Genomic DNA, 14,549 nt, shown 5'->3' on the forward strand with positions numbered 1-14,549 from the left:
AACCGGGGGGCGGTCAGGCCCGGCCGGCTCCGGCGGCCTCCTCGGCCCGTTCCGGGCCCGTCGCGGCCTCCGGTTCCGCCGGCTCATCGTCGTCGTGGTGCTCGTCGAGCATCGTGGCCTCGTCGAACGGCCGCTCGCCGGAGAGCACGGCCTCGGCCTGCTCCCGGTCGAACTCGCCGGTCCAGCGGCCGACCAGGACGGTGGCGACGGCGTTGCCGGCGAAGTTGGTGAGCGCCCGCGCCTCGGACATGAACCGGTCGATGCCCACGATCAGGCCGACCCCGTCGACCAGCGCCGGCTTGTGGGACTGGAGGCCACCGGCGAGCGTGGCGAGCCCGGCGCCGGTGATGCCGGCGGCGCCCTTGGACGCGATGATCATGAAGGCCAGCAGCGAGACCTGCTCGCCGACGGAGAGCGGGTCGCCCATCGCCGAGGCGATGAACAGCGAGGCCATCGTCAGGTAGATCGCCGTGCCGTCGAGGTTGAATGAGTACCCGGTCGGGACCGTGATGCCGACGACCGGCTTGCTGACCCCGAAGTGCTCCATCTTGGCGATCAGCCGAGGCAGCGCCGACTCCGACGACGACGTGGAGACGATGAGCAGGAACTCCCGGCCCAGGTACCGCAGCAGCGCGAAGATCGAGATCCGGGCCACGACCCACAGCAGCGCGCCGAGCACCACCAGCACGAAGATCAGGCAGGTGACGTAGAAGCCCAGCATGATCTGCGCGAGGCTCTTGAGCGCGTCCACGCCCGTGGCGCCGACCACCGCGGCCATCGCGCCGAACGCGCCGATCGGCGCCAGCCACATGATCATGGTAAGGATCTTGAAGACGAGCCGCTGGATGGTGCCCACGGCCCGCAGCACCGGCTCGCCCCGGCGGCCCATGCCCTGGACGGCGAAGCCGACCAGGAGCGCGACCAGCAGGGTCTGCAGCACCTCGCCGCCGGTCAGCGCGGAGAGGAGCGAGGTCGGGATGATGCCGAGCAGGAAGTCGACAGTGCCCTCGCTCTCGGCGCCGGCCGCCTTCTGGCCCGCCTCGGCCAGCTCGTTGCTGAGCTGGAGCCCGGAGCCGGGGTGGATCACGTTGCCGACGACCAGGCCGATGGCCAGCGCGACGGTCGACATCACGAGGAAGTAGCCGAGCGCCAGGCCGCCGACCTTGCCGACCTTGGCCGCCTGCCGTACGGAGCCGACGCCGAGCACGATGGTGCAGAAGATGACCGGGCTGATCATCATCTTGATCAGCGCGACGAAGCCGGTGCCCAGGGGCTTGAGCTCCTGCGCCGCGTCCGGCGCCACGAAGCCGAGCAGGATGCCCGCCAGGACGGCGACGATCACCGCGAGATAGAGGAGGTGGGTGCGGTCCCGACGGGACCGTGCAGCCGGTGTGCTGGTGGTGGGGGTCTGCATGGCAGAGACTGTGGCGCAGGTCTCAACCGGAATCAGCCTTGCGTTCATTCTGTTCACCGCCGTGGACGGCCGACGAGCAGGACCGCGAGGTCACCCACGACGAGGAGACATGACCGGACGGAAGTGGAGCATCGCCGGGCAGCTGTTCGCCCTCCAGGTCGTGGTGGTCACGCTCCTGGTGGCGGCGGCCACGGCCGGCGTCGCGCTCGTCGCCCGCGCGGACGCCCGGGAGGCGGCCCGCATGGAGGTGCTGGCCGTCGCCGAGACCGTCGCCCGGTCGCCCGAGGTGGCCGCCGCGCTCCGCTCTCCCGAGCCGTCCGCGACCCTCCAGCCGTACGCCGAGTCGATCCGGCGCGCGACGCACACCGACTTCGTGGTGGTGATGGCGCCCGACCGGACCCGCTACTCGCACCGGGACCCGGCGCAGATCGGCCGGCCGTTCATCGGCGAGATCGCGCCGGCCCTGGCGGGGAGACCGATCACCGTCATCAACACCGGCACGCTCGGCGAGTCCGTCCGTTCGGTGGTGCCGGTACGCGACGCCGACGGCCGGGTGATCGGGCTGGTGTCCGTCGGCATCACCACCGAGGCGATCAACCGCGAACTGCTCGCGAAGTCGCCGGTGCTGGTCGCCGCCACCGCCGCCGCGCTGGCCCTCGCCGCGGCCGGCTCCTGGCTGCTGAGCCGCCGCCTACGCCGGCAGACCCACGGCCTCGGCCCGGCCCAGATGACGCGCATGTACGAGTACTACGACGCGGTGCTGCACTCGGTCGGCGAGGGCCTCGTGGTGGTCGGCCCGGACCTGCGGATCGCCCTGGTCAACGACGAAGGGCGGCGCCTGCTGGGGCTGCCCGCCGACGAGCCGCTCGTCGACCGGCCGGTCACCGAGGTCGACCTGCCGCCCGCCCTGACCGAGCTGATCGCGACGGGCCACGCCGCCCGGGACGAGCTCATCCTCACCGCAGAGCGGGCCCTCGTGGCGAACCTGCGCCGGACGGGCACCGGCGGGCGGGCCATGGGTACCGTGCTGACCCTGCGCGACCACACCGAGCTGCGGGCCCTCACCAGCGAGCTGGACTCGGTCCGGGGGCTGACCGAGGCGCTCCGGTCGCAGGCCCACGAGGCCGCGAACCGGCTGCACACCGTGCTCACGCTGGTCGAGCTGGGCCGCACCGAGGAGGCCGTCCGGCTGGCCACCGAGGAGTTAGCGCTCGCCCAGCAGCTCACCGACCAGGTCGTCGGGGCGATCACCGAACCGGCGCTGGCCGCGCTGCTGCTCGGCAAGTCGGCCCAGGCCGCCGAGCGGGGTGTCGAGCTGACCGTCGACCCGGCCTCCCGGCTCGACGTCGGCACGTTGCCGGCCGGGGACCTGCTCACCGTCGTGGGCAATCTCGTCGACAACGCGCTGGAGGCGGTCGCGGCCGGGGAACCGCCCCGCCGGGTACGCGTCCACGTGGCCGAGACGGCCGGCGAGGTACTGGTCGAGGTGACCGACAGCGGCACCGGACTGCCGCCGCCCCGGGTCGTCGACGCGTTCCGCCGGGGCTGGTCGACCAAGGCCAGCGGCCGGGGTCTCGGGCTCGCCCTGGTCGCCCAGGTGCTGGCCCGGCACGGCGGCCGGCACGAGGTGGCGGCGGCGGCCGACGGCGGGACGGTGTTCCGGGTGCGGTTGCCGGTGCCCGCGGAGCTGTCCTCGTGACCGAGATCCGGGTGCTCGTCGTCGAGGACGAGGAGCTGATCGCGGAGGCGCACCGCGCGTACACCGAGCGGGTGCCCGGGTTCCGCGTGGTCGGGGTGGCGCACACCGCCCAGGACGCGTTGCGCCTGTTGCGCCGCACCGGGGAGGACGCCGTCGACCTGGTGCTGCTCGACCTCCACCTGCCCGACGTACCCGGGCTGGAGGTCTGTCGCGCGATGCGGGCCGCGGGCAGCGACGCCGACGTGCTGGCGATCACCTCGGCCCGGGACCTCGCCATGGTGCGCGCCGCGGTGGCGCTCGGCGTGACCCACTACCTCCTGAAGCCGTTCACCTTCGCCGCCTTCCGCGACAAGCTGGAGCGGTACGCCGAGTACCGGCGGCAGACGTCGGCGGGCGGGGCGGTGGCCGCGCAGCACGAGGTGGACCGGATGTTCGCGACCCTGCGCGGGACCGCGGCCGGCACCCTCCCCAAGGGGCTCGGCGCGCAGACCCTCGACACGGTCCTGGACGTGCTGCGCCGCCGGCCCGGACTCTCCGCCTCCGAGGTGGCCGAGCACGCCGGGATGTCCCGGGTCACCGCGCGGCGGTACCTGGAACACCTCGCCGACACCGGCCGGGTGACCCGCACCCCGCGCTACGGCACGCCCGGCCGCCCCGAGGTGGAGTACCGGCCCACCTGAGCAGCGGCCCGGTGGCGGCAGCGGGCATGATCCTGGTGGCGGCACCCGGGCCCGCCAGCGAGGAGGGACGACGCCGTGCCGGACGCCGAGGAGCTGATCACGGACGCGGTCGCGGCGGTACGCGGCACCGACGTACGCCTCGCGGAGCGGCAGCTGGACCGGCTCGTGGTCGGCACGGGCGGGACGGAGGGCGCGGCCAACGTGGACGCCGCGATCCTGCGCCGCCTGGCCCGCGACGTCGGGCGGCTCTGGCCGCGCGGCTGGCAGCCCGCCGACCTGGCCCGTGTCGCGGACCGCCGGCTGGGCGTTCGGCCGGCCCGGCTGCTGCGCGACGCCGTGGCCGCGCAGCGTCGCGAGCTGCCCGACCCGGTGCCGTCCTGGTGGGACGCGCAGCTGCGCGATCTGGACGCCCGCGTCTGGTGGGACGACGACCGCCGGCACCTCGCGGCCTGGGCGCGGCGGGAGGCGGTGGACCGGGTGACCGCGCTGCGGGAGGCGGTCGACGCGCTCGCGCTGGTGGCCGGGCTGCCGCCGATCGCCGTGCTCCGGCCGCCACCGGGAGCCGCGGGCGCCGCACTGACCGGCCCGACCGGTGGTGGCACCGGCTCCCGGATCCTCGACCGGGTCCGGGCGCTGCTCGCCAAGGCCGAGTCGACCACCTTCCCGGCCGAGGCCGAGGCCCTGACCGGCAAGGCGCAGGAGCTGATCACCCGGCACCGCCTCGACGAGGCGCTGCTGGCGGCCACCGAGCAGCCGCGCTCCCGGCCCGGCGGCGTACGGCTCGACGCCGACGCCCCGTACGCCGGGGCCAAGGCGCTGCTCGTGCAGGAGGTGGCGGCGGCGAACGGCTGCGAGTCGGTCTGGTCGGCCGATCTCGGGTTCGCCACCGTGCTCGGCTGGCCGGACGACCTGGCCGCGGTCGAACTGCTCTACACCTCCCTGCTCGTGCAGGCCACCGCCGCGATGCTGCGGGGCAGGGGCGAGCGGCGGGCGGCCGGGCGGCGTACCCGCGGCTACGACGAGTCGTTCCTCAACGCGTTCGCCCTCCGGATCGGCGAGCGGCTGCGGGCGGTCAGCGAGGCGGCGAACCGGCAGGTGGCGGAGGCCGCCGGCGCCGAGCGGCTGCTGCCGGTGCTCGCCGCGCGGGGCGAGGCGGTGCGGGAACGGATGGAGACCCTCTTCCCGGGGGTGACCCGGGAGCGGCTGACCGTACGGGACGTGGAGGGCTGGGCATCCGGCACGGCGGCTGCCGACCGGGCGTCGCTGGACGTGCGCGGGACCGCCCCGAACCGGCAGGTGCGCGGGGGCCGGCGAGGACGGCGCTGATCCCGCCCGGCGTGCCCGTCCCCCGCGCGGCGACATTTCTGGGATTTTTCTTTCGGCGGGTGTAGGGAACGGGGCGTCGGCTCCGACCCCTCGGTGAGCCGCACCGATCACGGGCGCGGCCTGGACGCGAGGAGCAGACCGTGAAGTACATGCTGTTGATCTGGAACCGGCCCGGTTTCGTCGAGGAGCTGACCGAGCAGGACCGGGTGGCCCTCTTCGGCGAGGTCGACGAGATCATGAAGGAGCTGTCCGAGTCCGGGGAGCTGGTGGGCGGGCAGGCGCTCGCCGACCCGTCGCAGACCCGTACCGTCCGGCTGGCGGGCGGGCACCCGGAGGTCGTCGACGGGCCGTTCATGGAGAGCAAGGAGCAGTTCGCCGGGTACCTCGCGGTCGACTGCGACACCCCGGAGCGGGCGGCCGAGATCGCGGCGCGCTGGCCGGACGTCCGGTACGGCGGGGTCATGGAGATCCGCCCGATCATGGACGAGGCCGGGACGGAGATGTGACCGCCGGGACGCGCGAGGTCGAGGACCTGCTGCGCACTCTCGCGCCGCAGGTCCTCGGCCTGCTCGTCCGCCGGCACGGCCAGTTCGACCGGTGCGAGGACGCGGTCCAGGAGGCGCTGCTCGCGGCCGCCCTCCAGTGGCCCGAGCAGGGCGTGCCGGAGAACGCGCGCGCCTGGCTGCTCACGGTGGCCACCCGCCGGCTGACCGACGAGTGGCGCAGCGAACACGCCCGCCGCGACCGCGAGATCGCGGTGGCGGTCCGCGAGCCCGCGTACGCCGCGGTCGCTCCCGCGGCCGACGCGGAGCCGCCGGCCGGCGACGACACCCTGCGGCTGCTCTTCCTGTGCTGCCACCCGGCGCTCGCACGGTCGGCGCAGGTCGCGCTGACCCTGCGGGCGGTCGGTGGTCTCAGCACCGCGCAGATCGCCCGGGCGTACCTGGTGCCCGAGGCGACGATGAGCCAGCGGATCCGCCGGGCCAAGCAGCGGATCGAGGCGACCGGGGCGCGCTTCACCATGCCGTCGCCCGCCGAGCGGGACGAGCGCCTGGGCGCGGTGCTCCAGGTGCTCTACCTCGTCTTCAACGAGGGGTACACGGCCTCCAGCGGGCCGGACCTGCACCGCGCCGACCTGACCGGCGAGGCCATCCGCCTGACCCGGATGCTGCACGGGCTGCTCCCGGACGACGGCGAGGTGACCGGGCTGCTCGCGCTCATGCTCCTCACCGACGCGCACCGGGCGGCGCGGCTCGGCCCCGGCGGCGAGCTGGTGCCGCTGGCCGAGCAGGACCGCGACCGGTGGGACCGGGCGGCCATCGAGGAGGGCGTCGCCCTGGTCACCGAGGCGCTGACCTGGTCACCGCCGGGCCCGTACCAACTCCAGGCGGCCATCGCCGCGGTGCACGCCGAGGCCCCGTCGGCCGCCGAGACCGACTGGCCACAGATCCTCGCGCTGTACCGACTGCTCGCCCGGGTCGCACCGAACCCGATGGTCACGCTCAACCAGGCCGTCGCGGTGGCCATGGTGCAGGGCCCGCGGGCCGGGCTCGCCCTGCTCGCGCCGCTCGCCGAGGACGACCGTACGGCGGGACACCACCGGCTCGCCGCGGTCCGCGCCCACCTGCTGGAGCTGGCCGGCGAGACCGGAGCCGCCCGTGAGGCGTACCTGGCCGCGGCGCGGGCCACCACCAGCATTCCCGAACAGCGCTACCTGGAGCTGCGCGCCGCCCGGCTCGCGGCCACCGACCCACCGATGAGGACGGACGCATGAGCACGGTGACGAGTCAACTGTCGATCTCGCTGGACGGCTACGTGGCCGGGCCGGAGCAGAGCCTCCAGGACCCGCTCGGCCGGGGCGGCGAGCAACTGCACGAGTGGGTCGTCGGCCTGGACAGCTGGCGGGCGCAGCACGGGCTGCCCGGCGGCGAGTCCGGAGTGGACGCCGACGTCGTCGACGAGATGACCCGGGACGTCGGCGCGTACGTCATGGGACGGCGCATGTTCGGCGGCGGCGACGGGCCGTGGGACGAGACGTGGCGCGGCTGGTGGGGCGAGGAGCCGCCGTTCCACACCCCGGTCTTCGTGCTCACCCGTCACCCGCGGGAACCACTGGTGATGGCCGGCGGCACGGAGTTCCACTTCGTCACCGACGGCATCCACTCGGCGCTCGACCGGGCCCGGGCGGCGGCGGGCGACGGGACGGTCATGGTCGCCGGCGGTGCGAGCACCGTCCGGCAGTACCTGGCGGCCGGCCTTCTCGACACCCTCCAGCTGCACATCGTCCCGGTCGTGCTCGGCGCCGGTGAGCGCCTTCTCGACGACGTGGGCGACGTGCGTTTCGAACAGGCCGCGGTGGTCGCCGGGCCGACCGTCACCCACGTGACCTACCGGGTGCTGCGCTGAAGCGGTGACGTCCGGCCGCCGTGGGTGCGGCGGCCGGATGTCACCGTCGCGTCAGGCGACCGGGTCCACGGCCGGGCACCGGGCGCCCCGGGCCGGCACCGCCACGTCGAGCAGGTACCGGTCGACCGCCCGGGCCACGCAGGGGCTCGTCGTGTAGCTGCCGTGCCCCCAGCCCTCGTACGTGAGCAGCACGCCGTGGCGCCCGAGCTGGCGGGCCACGCTGGTCGCCCAGTTGTAGCCGCTCGCCGGGTCGTGCCGGGTGGCGGCCAGCAGCAGCGGCACGTCGGCGCGTACCCGGAGCCGGTGCTGCGGGTTCGGCACCGGGGTCGGGGTGCCCAGGCAGGTCGAGACCGCGAAGACGGCCTGCGGGTACCGGAGGTCGGGCGCGAGCCGTGCGAGCCGGCGCAGGTGCCCGGCATAGTCGCGGTAGTCGCGGACCGGCAGCGACCAGTCCTGGCAGAAGACCGCGAAGGGGTACGGCGCGACGGCCGTGTCCGCCGCACCCGCCGTCGTGCTCACAGCGTCCGCCGGGGCGGGCGTGGACTCCATGGTGCGGATGTCGTCCGCGAGGCCCGGCCAGTCCGGCCCGTAGAAGGCCCGCTGGGCCAGCCGGCTCAGCAGGTACGGGCTCAGCCGGGCACCGGGACGGTCGGGGTCGGCGAGGTCGCCCCGCTCGGCACGGGCCCAGAGGCCGGCCCACACGGCACGGACGTCCCGCCCGTGCAGCGCGCACCGTTCCGCCCGCGCGCACCAGGCCACGAACTCGTCGAACGAGTCCTGCGCGCTGACGGCCTGGGTGTCCAGGAAGGACCGCGTGTCCACGCTGTGGTCGACCGTGCTCTCCAGCACCATGGCGCGCACCCGCTGCGGGAACAGCTCCGCATACTGGAGCCCGAGGAGCGTGCCGTACGAGCTGCCGTGGAACGTCAGCCGGGGCTCGCCCAGGGCGGCCCGGATCGCGTCCAGGTCGCGCGCCGCGCTGATCGTGTCGACGTGGTCGGCGAGCGGCCCGGTCCGGGCCCGGCAGTCGGCGCGCAGCCGCTCGTTGCCCGCCAAGGCTGCGGCGAACCCGGCCTCGTCGGCGATCACCTGCGGCTGTGCGGCGAGCAGGTCGGTGGCGCACACCACCGGGTGGCTGCGACCCGTGCCACGGGGGTCGAAACTGACGATGTCGAAGCGGCGGCGCAGGTCGTCGCCGAACCGGCGGATGCCGGTGACCACGCGGTCCACGCCGCTGTCGCCGGGGCCACCGGGGCCGAACACGAGCGAACCGCTCCGGGCCGCGGGGTCGGTCGCGGCCCTTCGGGCGAGCGCCAGGTCGAAGCGCTCCCCGTCCGGGTGGTCCCAGTCCACCGGGACGGAGAGCGTCCCGCACTCGGCGGTGGGGTCCTGCTCGCAGGGATGCCAGGTGATGGTCCGCTCGGGCGCCGGGCGGGCCGCGGCGGCGGGCGGGCCGCCGGCACCGACCAGCGCGACGACCGTCGCGGCCGCCAGCGTCCAGCCGACGGATTTGCGTACGCGCAGCACGAGATGCTGTCCTCTCCTCGAAGGGGCATTGCGGGAAGAACTCGCCCGTGGGCGAGGCGATGCTGCTTCCACCCGGGCCGTCGAGTTGCCGCTCGACGGCCCGGGGCACCGGGCCCGGGTCAGTCGACGTCCCGCAGGACGCGTTCCAGCGCCGTCATCCGGTCCTCCATCGATCCCAGCCGGCCGTTCAGGGCGGCCAGCAGGCGGTCGTTGCTGTCCTGGAGCCGGACCGCCGTCTCGGCGAGCTGGCGGTACCGCTCCTCGTGGACCCCGGCGAGCCGTGCCCGCCGTGTCTTGGCGACCTGCACCACGGTCACCGTGAACACGCTGATGAGCAGGGCGAAGATGCCGATCGCCCCGACCACCTCGGTCCAGTCGTGGTCGCTCATGCCGGTCACCGCTCGTCACCGTCCGTGCCCGTGGCGTCCGACGGGGTCAGCGTCCGGGCCGCGTCCGCGATGGTGTCCGGGGTGAGCCGGAGCACGAACGGTGTCACCTCGTAGTACTTCATTGCCTTCCCGTCCTCCGACAACTCCAGCTGGGCGGACACGAGGCCGGCCGCCGCGAGCTTCCGCAGGTGGACCTGCAGGAGCGCACGGCTGATCCCGAGATCCCGGGCGAGCCGGCTCACGTACGCCCGCTCCCGGGCCAGCGCGGCGATCACCCGCATCCGGTGCGGGTTGGCCAGGGTGGCCAACACCCGCACCAGGTCGTCTCCCGACAGCGGCGGGTGATCACTCATGACGAGCCCTTGCACATGCAAACGGAAGTTAGCGGGTCGGCGTCCACGATGAACAGAGTCGCGCCCGCGATCGAGGGTGAAGTCAGGGTTGGCACCCAGGGGTGGCCGACGACGGGGGTCCCAGGGAGAGCGGGCGTCCCTCTCAGGGGCGGCAGTCGCGCATCAGGGTCGCCGGGATTCCGGTGAAGGTGTCGTCGAGCCAGGCGGCGGGGCGGTCGGCCCGGGCACCGGCGTCGATGCGGTCCGCAGTGCCGGAGACGAGCTTCCTGATCTCCCGGTCCTGTGCGCGACGGGCTTGTGACCGCACCTCGTCGGCCAGGTCCGCGAGCGTCCCCCGGAGCTGGGCGGTGATCTGCTCGCCGGTCAGCTCCCGCTCGGTGGCCGCGGTGGAGTCGGCGGCGATCTTCCGGCTGGCCTCGATGATGAGCCGGTCGACGGCCTGGCACACCTCGACCGTGTTGGCGGCGGTCACCGCGGACGGGCTGGTGGTCGGCGTCGCCGGGGCGGCCGCCGTGGTCGTGGGAGTTCCGGCGGAGGCGGGGGCGCGCGGCTCGTCGCCGGCCGCCTGGCACCCGGCGAGCAGGGCCGCCAGCAGGGCAGACAGTACGGCCGCACCGGCGGTCCGCCGGGCGGCCGGCATGCGCTGGGACATCGTCCTCTCCCGTCCGTGGTGGGCGTCCCCCGCTCGACCCGTCCGCGCGTCCCTCGTCCTGCCAACGATCCGGCGACAGGCCGGGACACGTCGGCGGCCGGAGGGCGGGGCCCCGGCGTACGGCACGCCGGGCCGGTGTGGACCGGCCCGGCGTGCGTACGGAATGGTCAGCTCTTGAAGGCGTCCTTCACCTTCTCGCCGGCCTGCTTGAGGTTGGCGGCGGCCTGGTCGTTGCGACCCTCGGCCTCCAGCCGCTCGTTGTCGGTGGCCCGGCCGGTGTGCTCCTTGACCTTGCCGGCCGCGTCCTCTGCCGCGTTGCCGATCTTGTCATCCATGCCCATGACGAACCTCCCTGCGAGACGTCGCTACGGCCGGAGAGGTACCCCGCTCACCCGCTGGTCAATCGGGATCCACGGGGATCGACCCGCCGTGACGGCGGCCGACCCGGCGTGGACGGGTGCGTCCTCGCCGGGTCGACCCCGTGGGGCGGCGGCTGCCGGTGCCGGCGCCGCGCGTCAGGCTTCCGGCATGGCCGGCCGGAAGCGGCGCAGGCGCAGGCTGTTGGCGACCACGAAGACCGACGACAGGGCCATCGTGGCGCCGGCGATCATCGGGTTGAGGAGGCCGGCCGCGGCCAGCGGCAGGGCCGCCACGTTGTAGCCGAACGCCCAGAACAGGTTGCCCCGGATCGTGTTGAGCGTGCGTCGGGCCAGCCGGATCGCGTCCACCGCGGCGGTCAGGTCACCACGGACCAGGGTCAGGTCGGACGCCTCGATCGCCACGTCGGTGCCGGTCCCCATGGCCAGGCCGAGGTCGGCCTGCGCCAGCGCGGCGGCGTCGTTCACGCCGTCCCCCACCATGGCCACCGTCCGGCCCTCGCGCTGGAGGCGGGCGACCACGTCGACCTTGTCGGCCGGCAGGACCTCGGCGATCACCTCGTCGATACCGACCTCGGCGGCCACGGCGCGGGCGACCGTCTCGTTGTCGCCGGTGAGCAGGACGGGGCGCAGGCCGAGGTCGCGCAGCCGTGCCACGGCGGCCGGGCTGGTCGGCTTGACCACGTCGGCGACCGCCAGGACGCCGCGGACCCGGCCGTCCCAGCCGGCCAGCACGGCCGTCCGGCCGGCGGCCTCCGCGGCGGTCGCGGCGCTCTCCACCTCCGCGGGTACGGCGTACCCGCGCTCGCGCAGCAGCCGGAGCCGGCCCACCAGCACGCCGCGCCCCTCGACGGTGCCGCTCACGCCGAGCCCTTCGACGTTCGCGAAGTCGGTGACCGGCGGCAGCGCACCGGCCTCGGCGGCGCCGGCGGCGACCGCCCGCGCGATCGGGTGCTCGGACGCGGACTCCAGCGCGCCCGCCACGCGGAGCAGCTCGTCGGCGTCGGTGCCCTCGGCGGGCAGCACGTCCACGAGGGTCATCCGCCCGGTGGTCACGGTGCCGGTCTTGTCCAGCACCACGGTGTCGACCCTCCGGGTGCTCTCCAGCACCTCCGGTCCCTTGATCAGGACGCCGAGCTGCGCGCCCCGGCCGGTGCCGACGAGCAACGCGGTCGGGGTCGCCAGGCCGAGGGCGCAGGGGCAGGCGATGATCAGCACGGCGACCGCCGCGGTGAACGCGGCCGTCGGCCCCGCTCCGGTGCCGAGCCACCAGCCCAGCGTGCCGATGGCCAGCGTGATCACGATCGGGACGAACACCCCGGAGATCCGGTCCGCGAGCCGTTGCACGGCCGCCTTGCCGCTCTGGGCCTGCTCGACCAGGCGGGCCATCTGCGCGAGCTGGGTGTCACCGCCGACCCGGGTCGCGGTCACCACGAGGCGGCCTCCCGCGTTGACGGTCGCGCCCACCACGCTGTCGCCGGGACCCACCTCGACCGGCACGGATTCGCCGGTCAACATGCTGGCGTCGACCGCGCTGGTGCCCTCCTCGACCACCCCGTCGGTGGCGATCTTCTCTCCGGGCCGGACGACGAACCGGTCGCCCACGGCGAGCTGGTCGACCGGGATCCGCGTCTCCGCGCCGTCGCGCAGCACGGCCACGTCCCGCGCGCCGAGTTCGAGCAGGGCGCGCAGGGCGGCGCCGGCGGTCCGCTTGGAACGGGCCTCGAAGTAGCGGCCGGCGAGGATGAACACCGTCACCCCGGCCGCCGCCTCCAGGTAGATGTTCCCGGCCCCGTCGGAGCGGGTGATGTCGAACCGGAACGGGTGCGTCATGCCGGGCATCCCGGCGTCGCCGAGGAAGAGCGCCCAGAGCGACCAGCCGAACGCGGCGAGCGTGCCCACCGAGACCAGGGTGTCCATGGTGGCGGCGCCGTGCCGCAGGTTGATGAGCGCGGCGCGGTGGAACGGCAGGCCACCCCAGACCACCACCGGGGCGGCCAGGGTCAGCGACAGCCACTGCCAGTAGTCGAACTGCCAGGCCGGCACCATCGCCAGAAGGACCACCGGAACGCTCAACGCGGCGGAGACCCACAGGCGGTTACGCAGGCCCCGCAGTTCGTCGACCGGCGCCGCGGCCGGCGCCGCGCCCGCCGGTGCGGGCGGCGGCGGCAGGCTGGCCGTGTAGCCGGTCTTCTCCACGGTGGCGATCAGGTCGTCCGGGGTGATCTCGTCGGCGTACCGGACGGTCGCCTTCTCCGTGGCGTAGTTGACGCTGGCCGACACCCCGTCCATCCGGTTCAGCTTCTTCTCGATCCGGGCGGCGCAGGAGGCGCAGGTCATGCCGCCGATCGAGAGCTCGATCTGGTTCGGTGCCGTCGGCAGCGGCGTGCTGCTGGTGGTGGTCATCACGGCTCCCGTCAGTTGTGCCCGTGGCCGGGCGTGCCGTGCCCGGCCTCGCCGGTCGGTGCGGGTGTGCCCGGGGTGGAGGTGGTGGTGGGCGGGGCGGCGGCCGCCGTGGCGCCGGCCACCACGGTGAACTCCGCGGTGTGGACCGCGCCGCCGTGCTTGAAGTCCAGGTAGAGCCGGTACGCGCCAGCCGAGGGCACCTCGGCGAGGAACGTCACGGCCGGGCCGGGCGCGGTCCGCCCGTCGCCGGGCTCCCCGTCCGGGTGCACGTGCAGGTACGCGAGGTCGCCCTGGCGCAGCGCCACCAGGTGGCCGTACGCCCCGAGGTAGGGCTCCAGGTCGGTGACCGGCTTCCCGTCACGGCTGATGGTCAGGGTCACCTCGGCGGTGCGACCGGGCTGCGGGTCGCCGGCCAGGGTGACCGTGTAACCGTCGACGGTGGTGCTGGTCGCGGGCGCCGGCAGCGGCCGGGCGGTCAGCGGGCCGGGCACGGTCACGTCGACGCCGAGCGTCAGGGCCTCGCCCCCGGTGGGCGTGAAGTCGGCGAACGCCCGCCACGCGCCGGGCCCGTCGAGCGGGGAGGCGACCCGCCACGTGCCGTCCGGGTCGAGATCGGGGTGCACGTGCCGGAAGCCGGAGAGGTCGCGTCGCGCCACGATCAGGTGCATGCGCTTGTCATGCGCCACGTCGTACGCGGTGACCGGCCGGCCGTCGGGGCCGGTGATCCGGAAGGCGAACTCGCCGGCCGGGGCGGCGACCGGTGTGAGGGTGTAGCCGCGGTCGGAGACCAGCAGGCCGCCGGGCAGGTGCTCGGACGCACCCTCCGTGCCACCGTGTCCGGTGTCTCCCGTGGTGCCGTGTCCGGTGTCGGCGCTGCCGTCGTGGGCGGCTTCGGCGGCGGCGGGGGTCACGGGGCCGGCCACGCGGCCGACCCCGTACGCCGCACCGAACACCGCCGCGAGGCCGAGGGCGAAGCCGCTCAGTTTCATCGTGGTGTTCATGGTGGTACCTCGATCAGACTCAGGCGCCGGTCACGCGTCGACGAGGTCGTAGCCGGCCTCGTCGACGGCGGCGCGCACGGAAGCGGTGTCCAGCGCGTCCTCGCTGGTGACGGTGACCTGGCCGCTGGCCAGGTCGACCTGGACGTCGTTCACGCCCGGAATGGCGCCTACCTCGGCGCTCACCGCGCTCACGCAGTGGCCGCAGGTCATGCCCTGCACCTGGTACGTCGTGGTGACCATCGGATCTCTCCTTCCCCACCCACCCTATACCCCCCAGGGGTAGCGAGAGGCGGACTCCTGCCCTGTCGGCGCACCGATA

General features: G+C 74.6%; 15 protein-coding genes. 6 read left to right on the forward strand and 9 right to left on the reverse strand.

Annotated elements, in window-relative coordinates; all coding sequences use genetic code 11:
• Positions 1–13: 13 nt before the first annotated feature.
• A complete protein-coding gene (locus D7193_RS08760; RefSeq protein ID WP_120778764.1) occupies positions 14–1,414 on the reverse strand; it encodes a cation:dicarboxylate symporter family transporter in 1,401 nt (466 codons plus the stop codon).
• A gap of 109 nt (positions 1,415–1,523) precedes the next feature.
• Between D7193_RS08760 and D7193_RS08765 the strand changes: the two genes are divergently transcribed.
• The 6 genes from D7193_RS08765 (at position 1,524) to D7193_RS08790 (ending at position 7,525) form a co-directional block, all read left to right on the forward strand.
• Entirely contained in the window at positions 1,524–3,113 is a 1,590-nt protein-coding gene (locus D7193_RS08765) for a sensor histidine kinase (protein WP_120778765.1), read from the forward strand.
• A complete protein-coding gene (locus tag D7193_RS08770) occupies positions 3,110–3,793 on the forward strand; it encodes a response regulator (RefSeq protein WP_120778766.1) in 684 nt (227 codons plus the stop codon). The genes D7193_RS08765 and D7193_RS08770 overlap by 4 nt, the downstream gene beginning before the upstream one ends.
• A 75-nt stretch (positions 3,794–3,868) precedes the next feature.
• Entirely contained in the window at positions 3,869–5,119 is a 1,251-nt protein-coding gene (locus tag D7193_RS08775; RefSeq protein WP_120778767.1) for a DUF2786 domain-containing protein, read from the forward strand.
• Positions 5,120–5,268: 149 nt separating this feature from the next.
• On the forward strand, positions 5,269–5,625 hold the full coding sequence (locus D7193_RS08780) for a YciI family protein (protein ID WP_241562920.1): 357 nt from the start codon (positions 5,269–5,271) through the stop codon (positions 5,623–5,625).
• Positions 5,622–6,893, forward strand: coding sequence for an RNA polymerase sigma factor (locus D7193_RS08785; RefSeq protein WP_120778769.1), 1,272 nt, complete (start codon positions 5,622–5,624; stop codon positions 6,891–6,893). The genes D7193_RS08780 and D7193_RS08785 overlap by 4 nt, the downstream gene beginning before the upstream one ends.
• Positions 6,890–7,525 (forward strand): dihydrofolate reductase family protein, encoded by a 636-nt coding sequence (locus tag D7193_RS08790; RefSeq protein ID WP_120778770.1) that lies wholly within the window; start codon positions 6,890–6,892, stop codon positions 7,523–7,525. Before D7193_RS08785 ends, D7193_RS08790 begins: the two co-directional genes overlap by 4 nt.
• Before the next feature lie 51 nt (positions 7,526–7,576).
• On the opposite strand, the gene D7193_RS08795 is transcribed toward D7193_RS08790, so the two are convergent.
• From D7193_RS08795 to D7193_RS08830, 8 genes are all read right to left on the reverse strand, one after another.
• Entirely contained in the window at positions 7,577–9,052 is a 1,476-nt protein-coding gene (locus D7193_RS08795) for an alpha/beta hydrolase (protein ID WP_120778771.1), read from the reverse strand.
• A gap of 119 nt (positions 9,053–9,171) precedes the next feature.
• Positions 9,172–9,441: a hypothetical protein gene (locus D7193_RS08800; protein WP_147434343.1), complete on the reverse strand. Its 270-nt coding sequence runs from the start codon at positions 9,439–9,441 to the stop codon at positions 9,172–9,174.
• A gap of 5 nt (positions 9,442–9,446) precedes the next feature.
• Complete coding sequence (locus D7193_RS08805) at positions 9,447–9,794, reverse strand: ArsR/SmtB family transcription factor (protein WP_120778773.1); 348 nt, start codon at positions 9,792–9,794, stop codon at positions 9,447–9,449.
• A 142-nt stretch (positions 9,795–9,936) separates the two neighbouring features.
• Positions 9,937–10,446: a hypothetical protein gene (locus D7193_RS08810; protein ID WP_147434344.1), complete on the reverse strand. Its 510-nt coding sequence runs from the start codon at positions 10,444–10,446 to the stop codon at positions 9,937–9,939.
• Positions 10,447–10,613: 167 nt separating this feature from the next.
• Positions 10,614–10,787 (reverse strand): CsbD family protein, encoded by a 174-nt coding sequence (locus D7193_RS08815; RefSeq protein ID WP_120778775.1) that lies wholly within the window; start codon positions 10,785–10,787, stop codon positions 10,614–10,616.
• A 174-nt stretch (positions 10,788–10,961) separates the two neighbouring features.
• Positions 10,962–13,229, reverse strand: a complete 2,268-nt coding sequence (locus tag D7193_RS08820) for a heavy metal translocating P-type ATPase (protein WP_120778776.1) — start codon at positions 13,227–13,229, stop codon at positions 10,962–10,964.
• Positions 13,230–13,240: 11 nt separating this feature from the next.
• Positions 13,241–14,230, reverse strand: a complete 990-nt coding sequence (locus D7193_RS08825; RefSeq protein WP_120778777.1) for a hypothetical protein — start codon at positions 14,228–14,230, stop codon at positions 13,241–13,243.
• Between the two features lie 30 nt (positions 14,231–14,260).
• Positions 14,261–14,470 carry a heavy-metal-associated domain-containing protein gene (locus D7193_RS08830; protein WP_120778778.1) on the reverse strand — a complete coding sequence of 70 codons (210 nt, stop codon included), beginning with the start codon at positions 14,468–14,470 and terminating at the stop codon, positions 14,261–14,263.
• Between the last annotated feature and the right edge of the window lie 79 nt (positions 14,471–14,549).

The organism is Micromonospora costi, assembly GCF_003626655.1.
Lineage (GTDB): Bacteria > Actinomycetota > Actinomycetes > Mycobacteriales > Micromonosporaceae > Micromonospora > Micromonospora costi.

Excerpts from the sequence above, each read along its gene's own strand:
- D7193_RS08805 (WP_120778773.1), bottom strand. The coding sequence starts at position 9,794 with ATGAGTGATCACCCGCCGCTGTCGGGAGACGACCTGGTGCGGGTGTTG.
- D7193_RS08810 (WP_147434344.1), bottom strand. The coding sequence starts at position 10,446 with ATGTCCCAGCGCATGCCGGCCGCCCGGCGGACCGCCGGTGCGGCCGTA.
- D7193_RS08765 (WP_120778765.1), top strand. The coding sequence starts at position 1,524 with ATGACCGGACGGAAGTGGAGCATCGCCGGGCAGCTGTTCGCCCTCCAG.
- D7193_RS08790 (WP_120778770.1), top strand. The coding sequence starts at position 6,890 with ATGAGCACGGTGACGAGTCAACTGTCGATCTCGCTGGACGGCTACGTG.
- D7193_RS08800 (WP_147434343.1), bottom strand. The coding sequence starts at position 9,441 with ATGAGCGACCACGACTGGACCGAGGTGGTCGGGGCGATCGGCATCTTC.
- D7193_RS08760 (WP_120778764.1), bottom strand. The coding sequence starts at position 1,414 with ATGCAGACCCCCACCACCAGCACACCGGCTGCACGGTCCCGTCGGGAC.
- D7193_RS08825 (WP_120778777.1), bottom strand. The coding sequence starts at position 14,230 with ATGAACACCACGATGAAACTGAGCGGCTTCGCCCTCGGCCTCGCGGCG.
- D7193_RS08780 (WP_241562920.1), top strand. The coding sequence starts at position 5,269 with ATGCTGTTGATCTGGAACCGGCCCGGTTTCGTCGAGGAGCTGACCGAG.
- D7193_RS08815 (WP_120778775.1), bottom strand. The coding sequence starts at position 10,787 with ATGGGCATGGATGACAAGATCGGCAACGCGGCAGAGGACGCGGCCGGC.
- D7193_RS08820 (WP_120778776.1), bottom strand. The coding sequence starts at position 13,229 with ATGACCACCACCAGCAGCACGCCGCTGCCGACGGCACCGAACCAGATC.
- D7193_RS08830 (WP_120778778.1), bottom strand. The coding sequence starts at position 14,470 with ATGGTCACCACGACGTACCAGGTGCAGGGCATGACCTGCGGCCACTGC.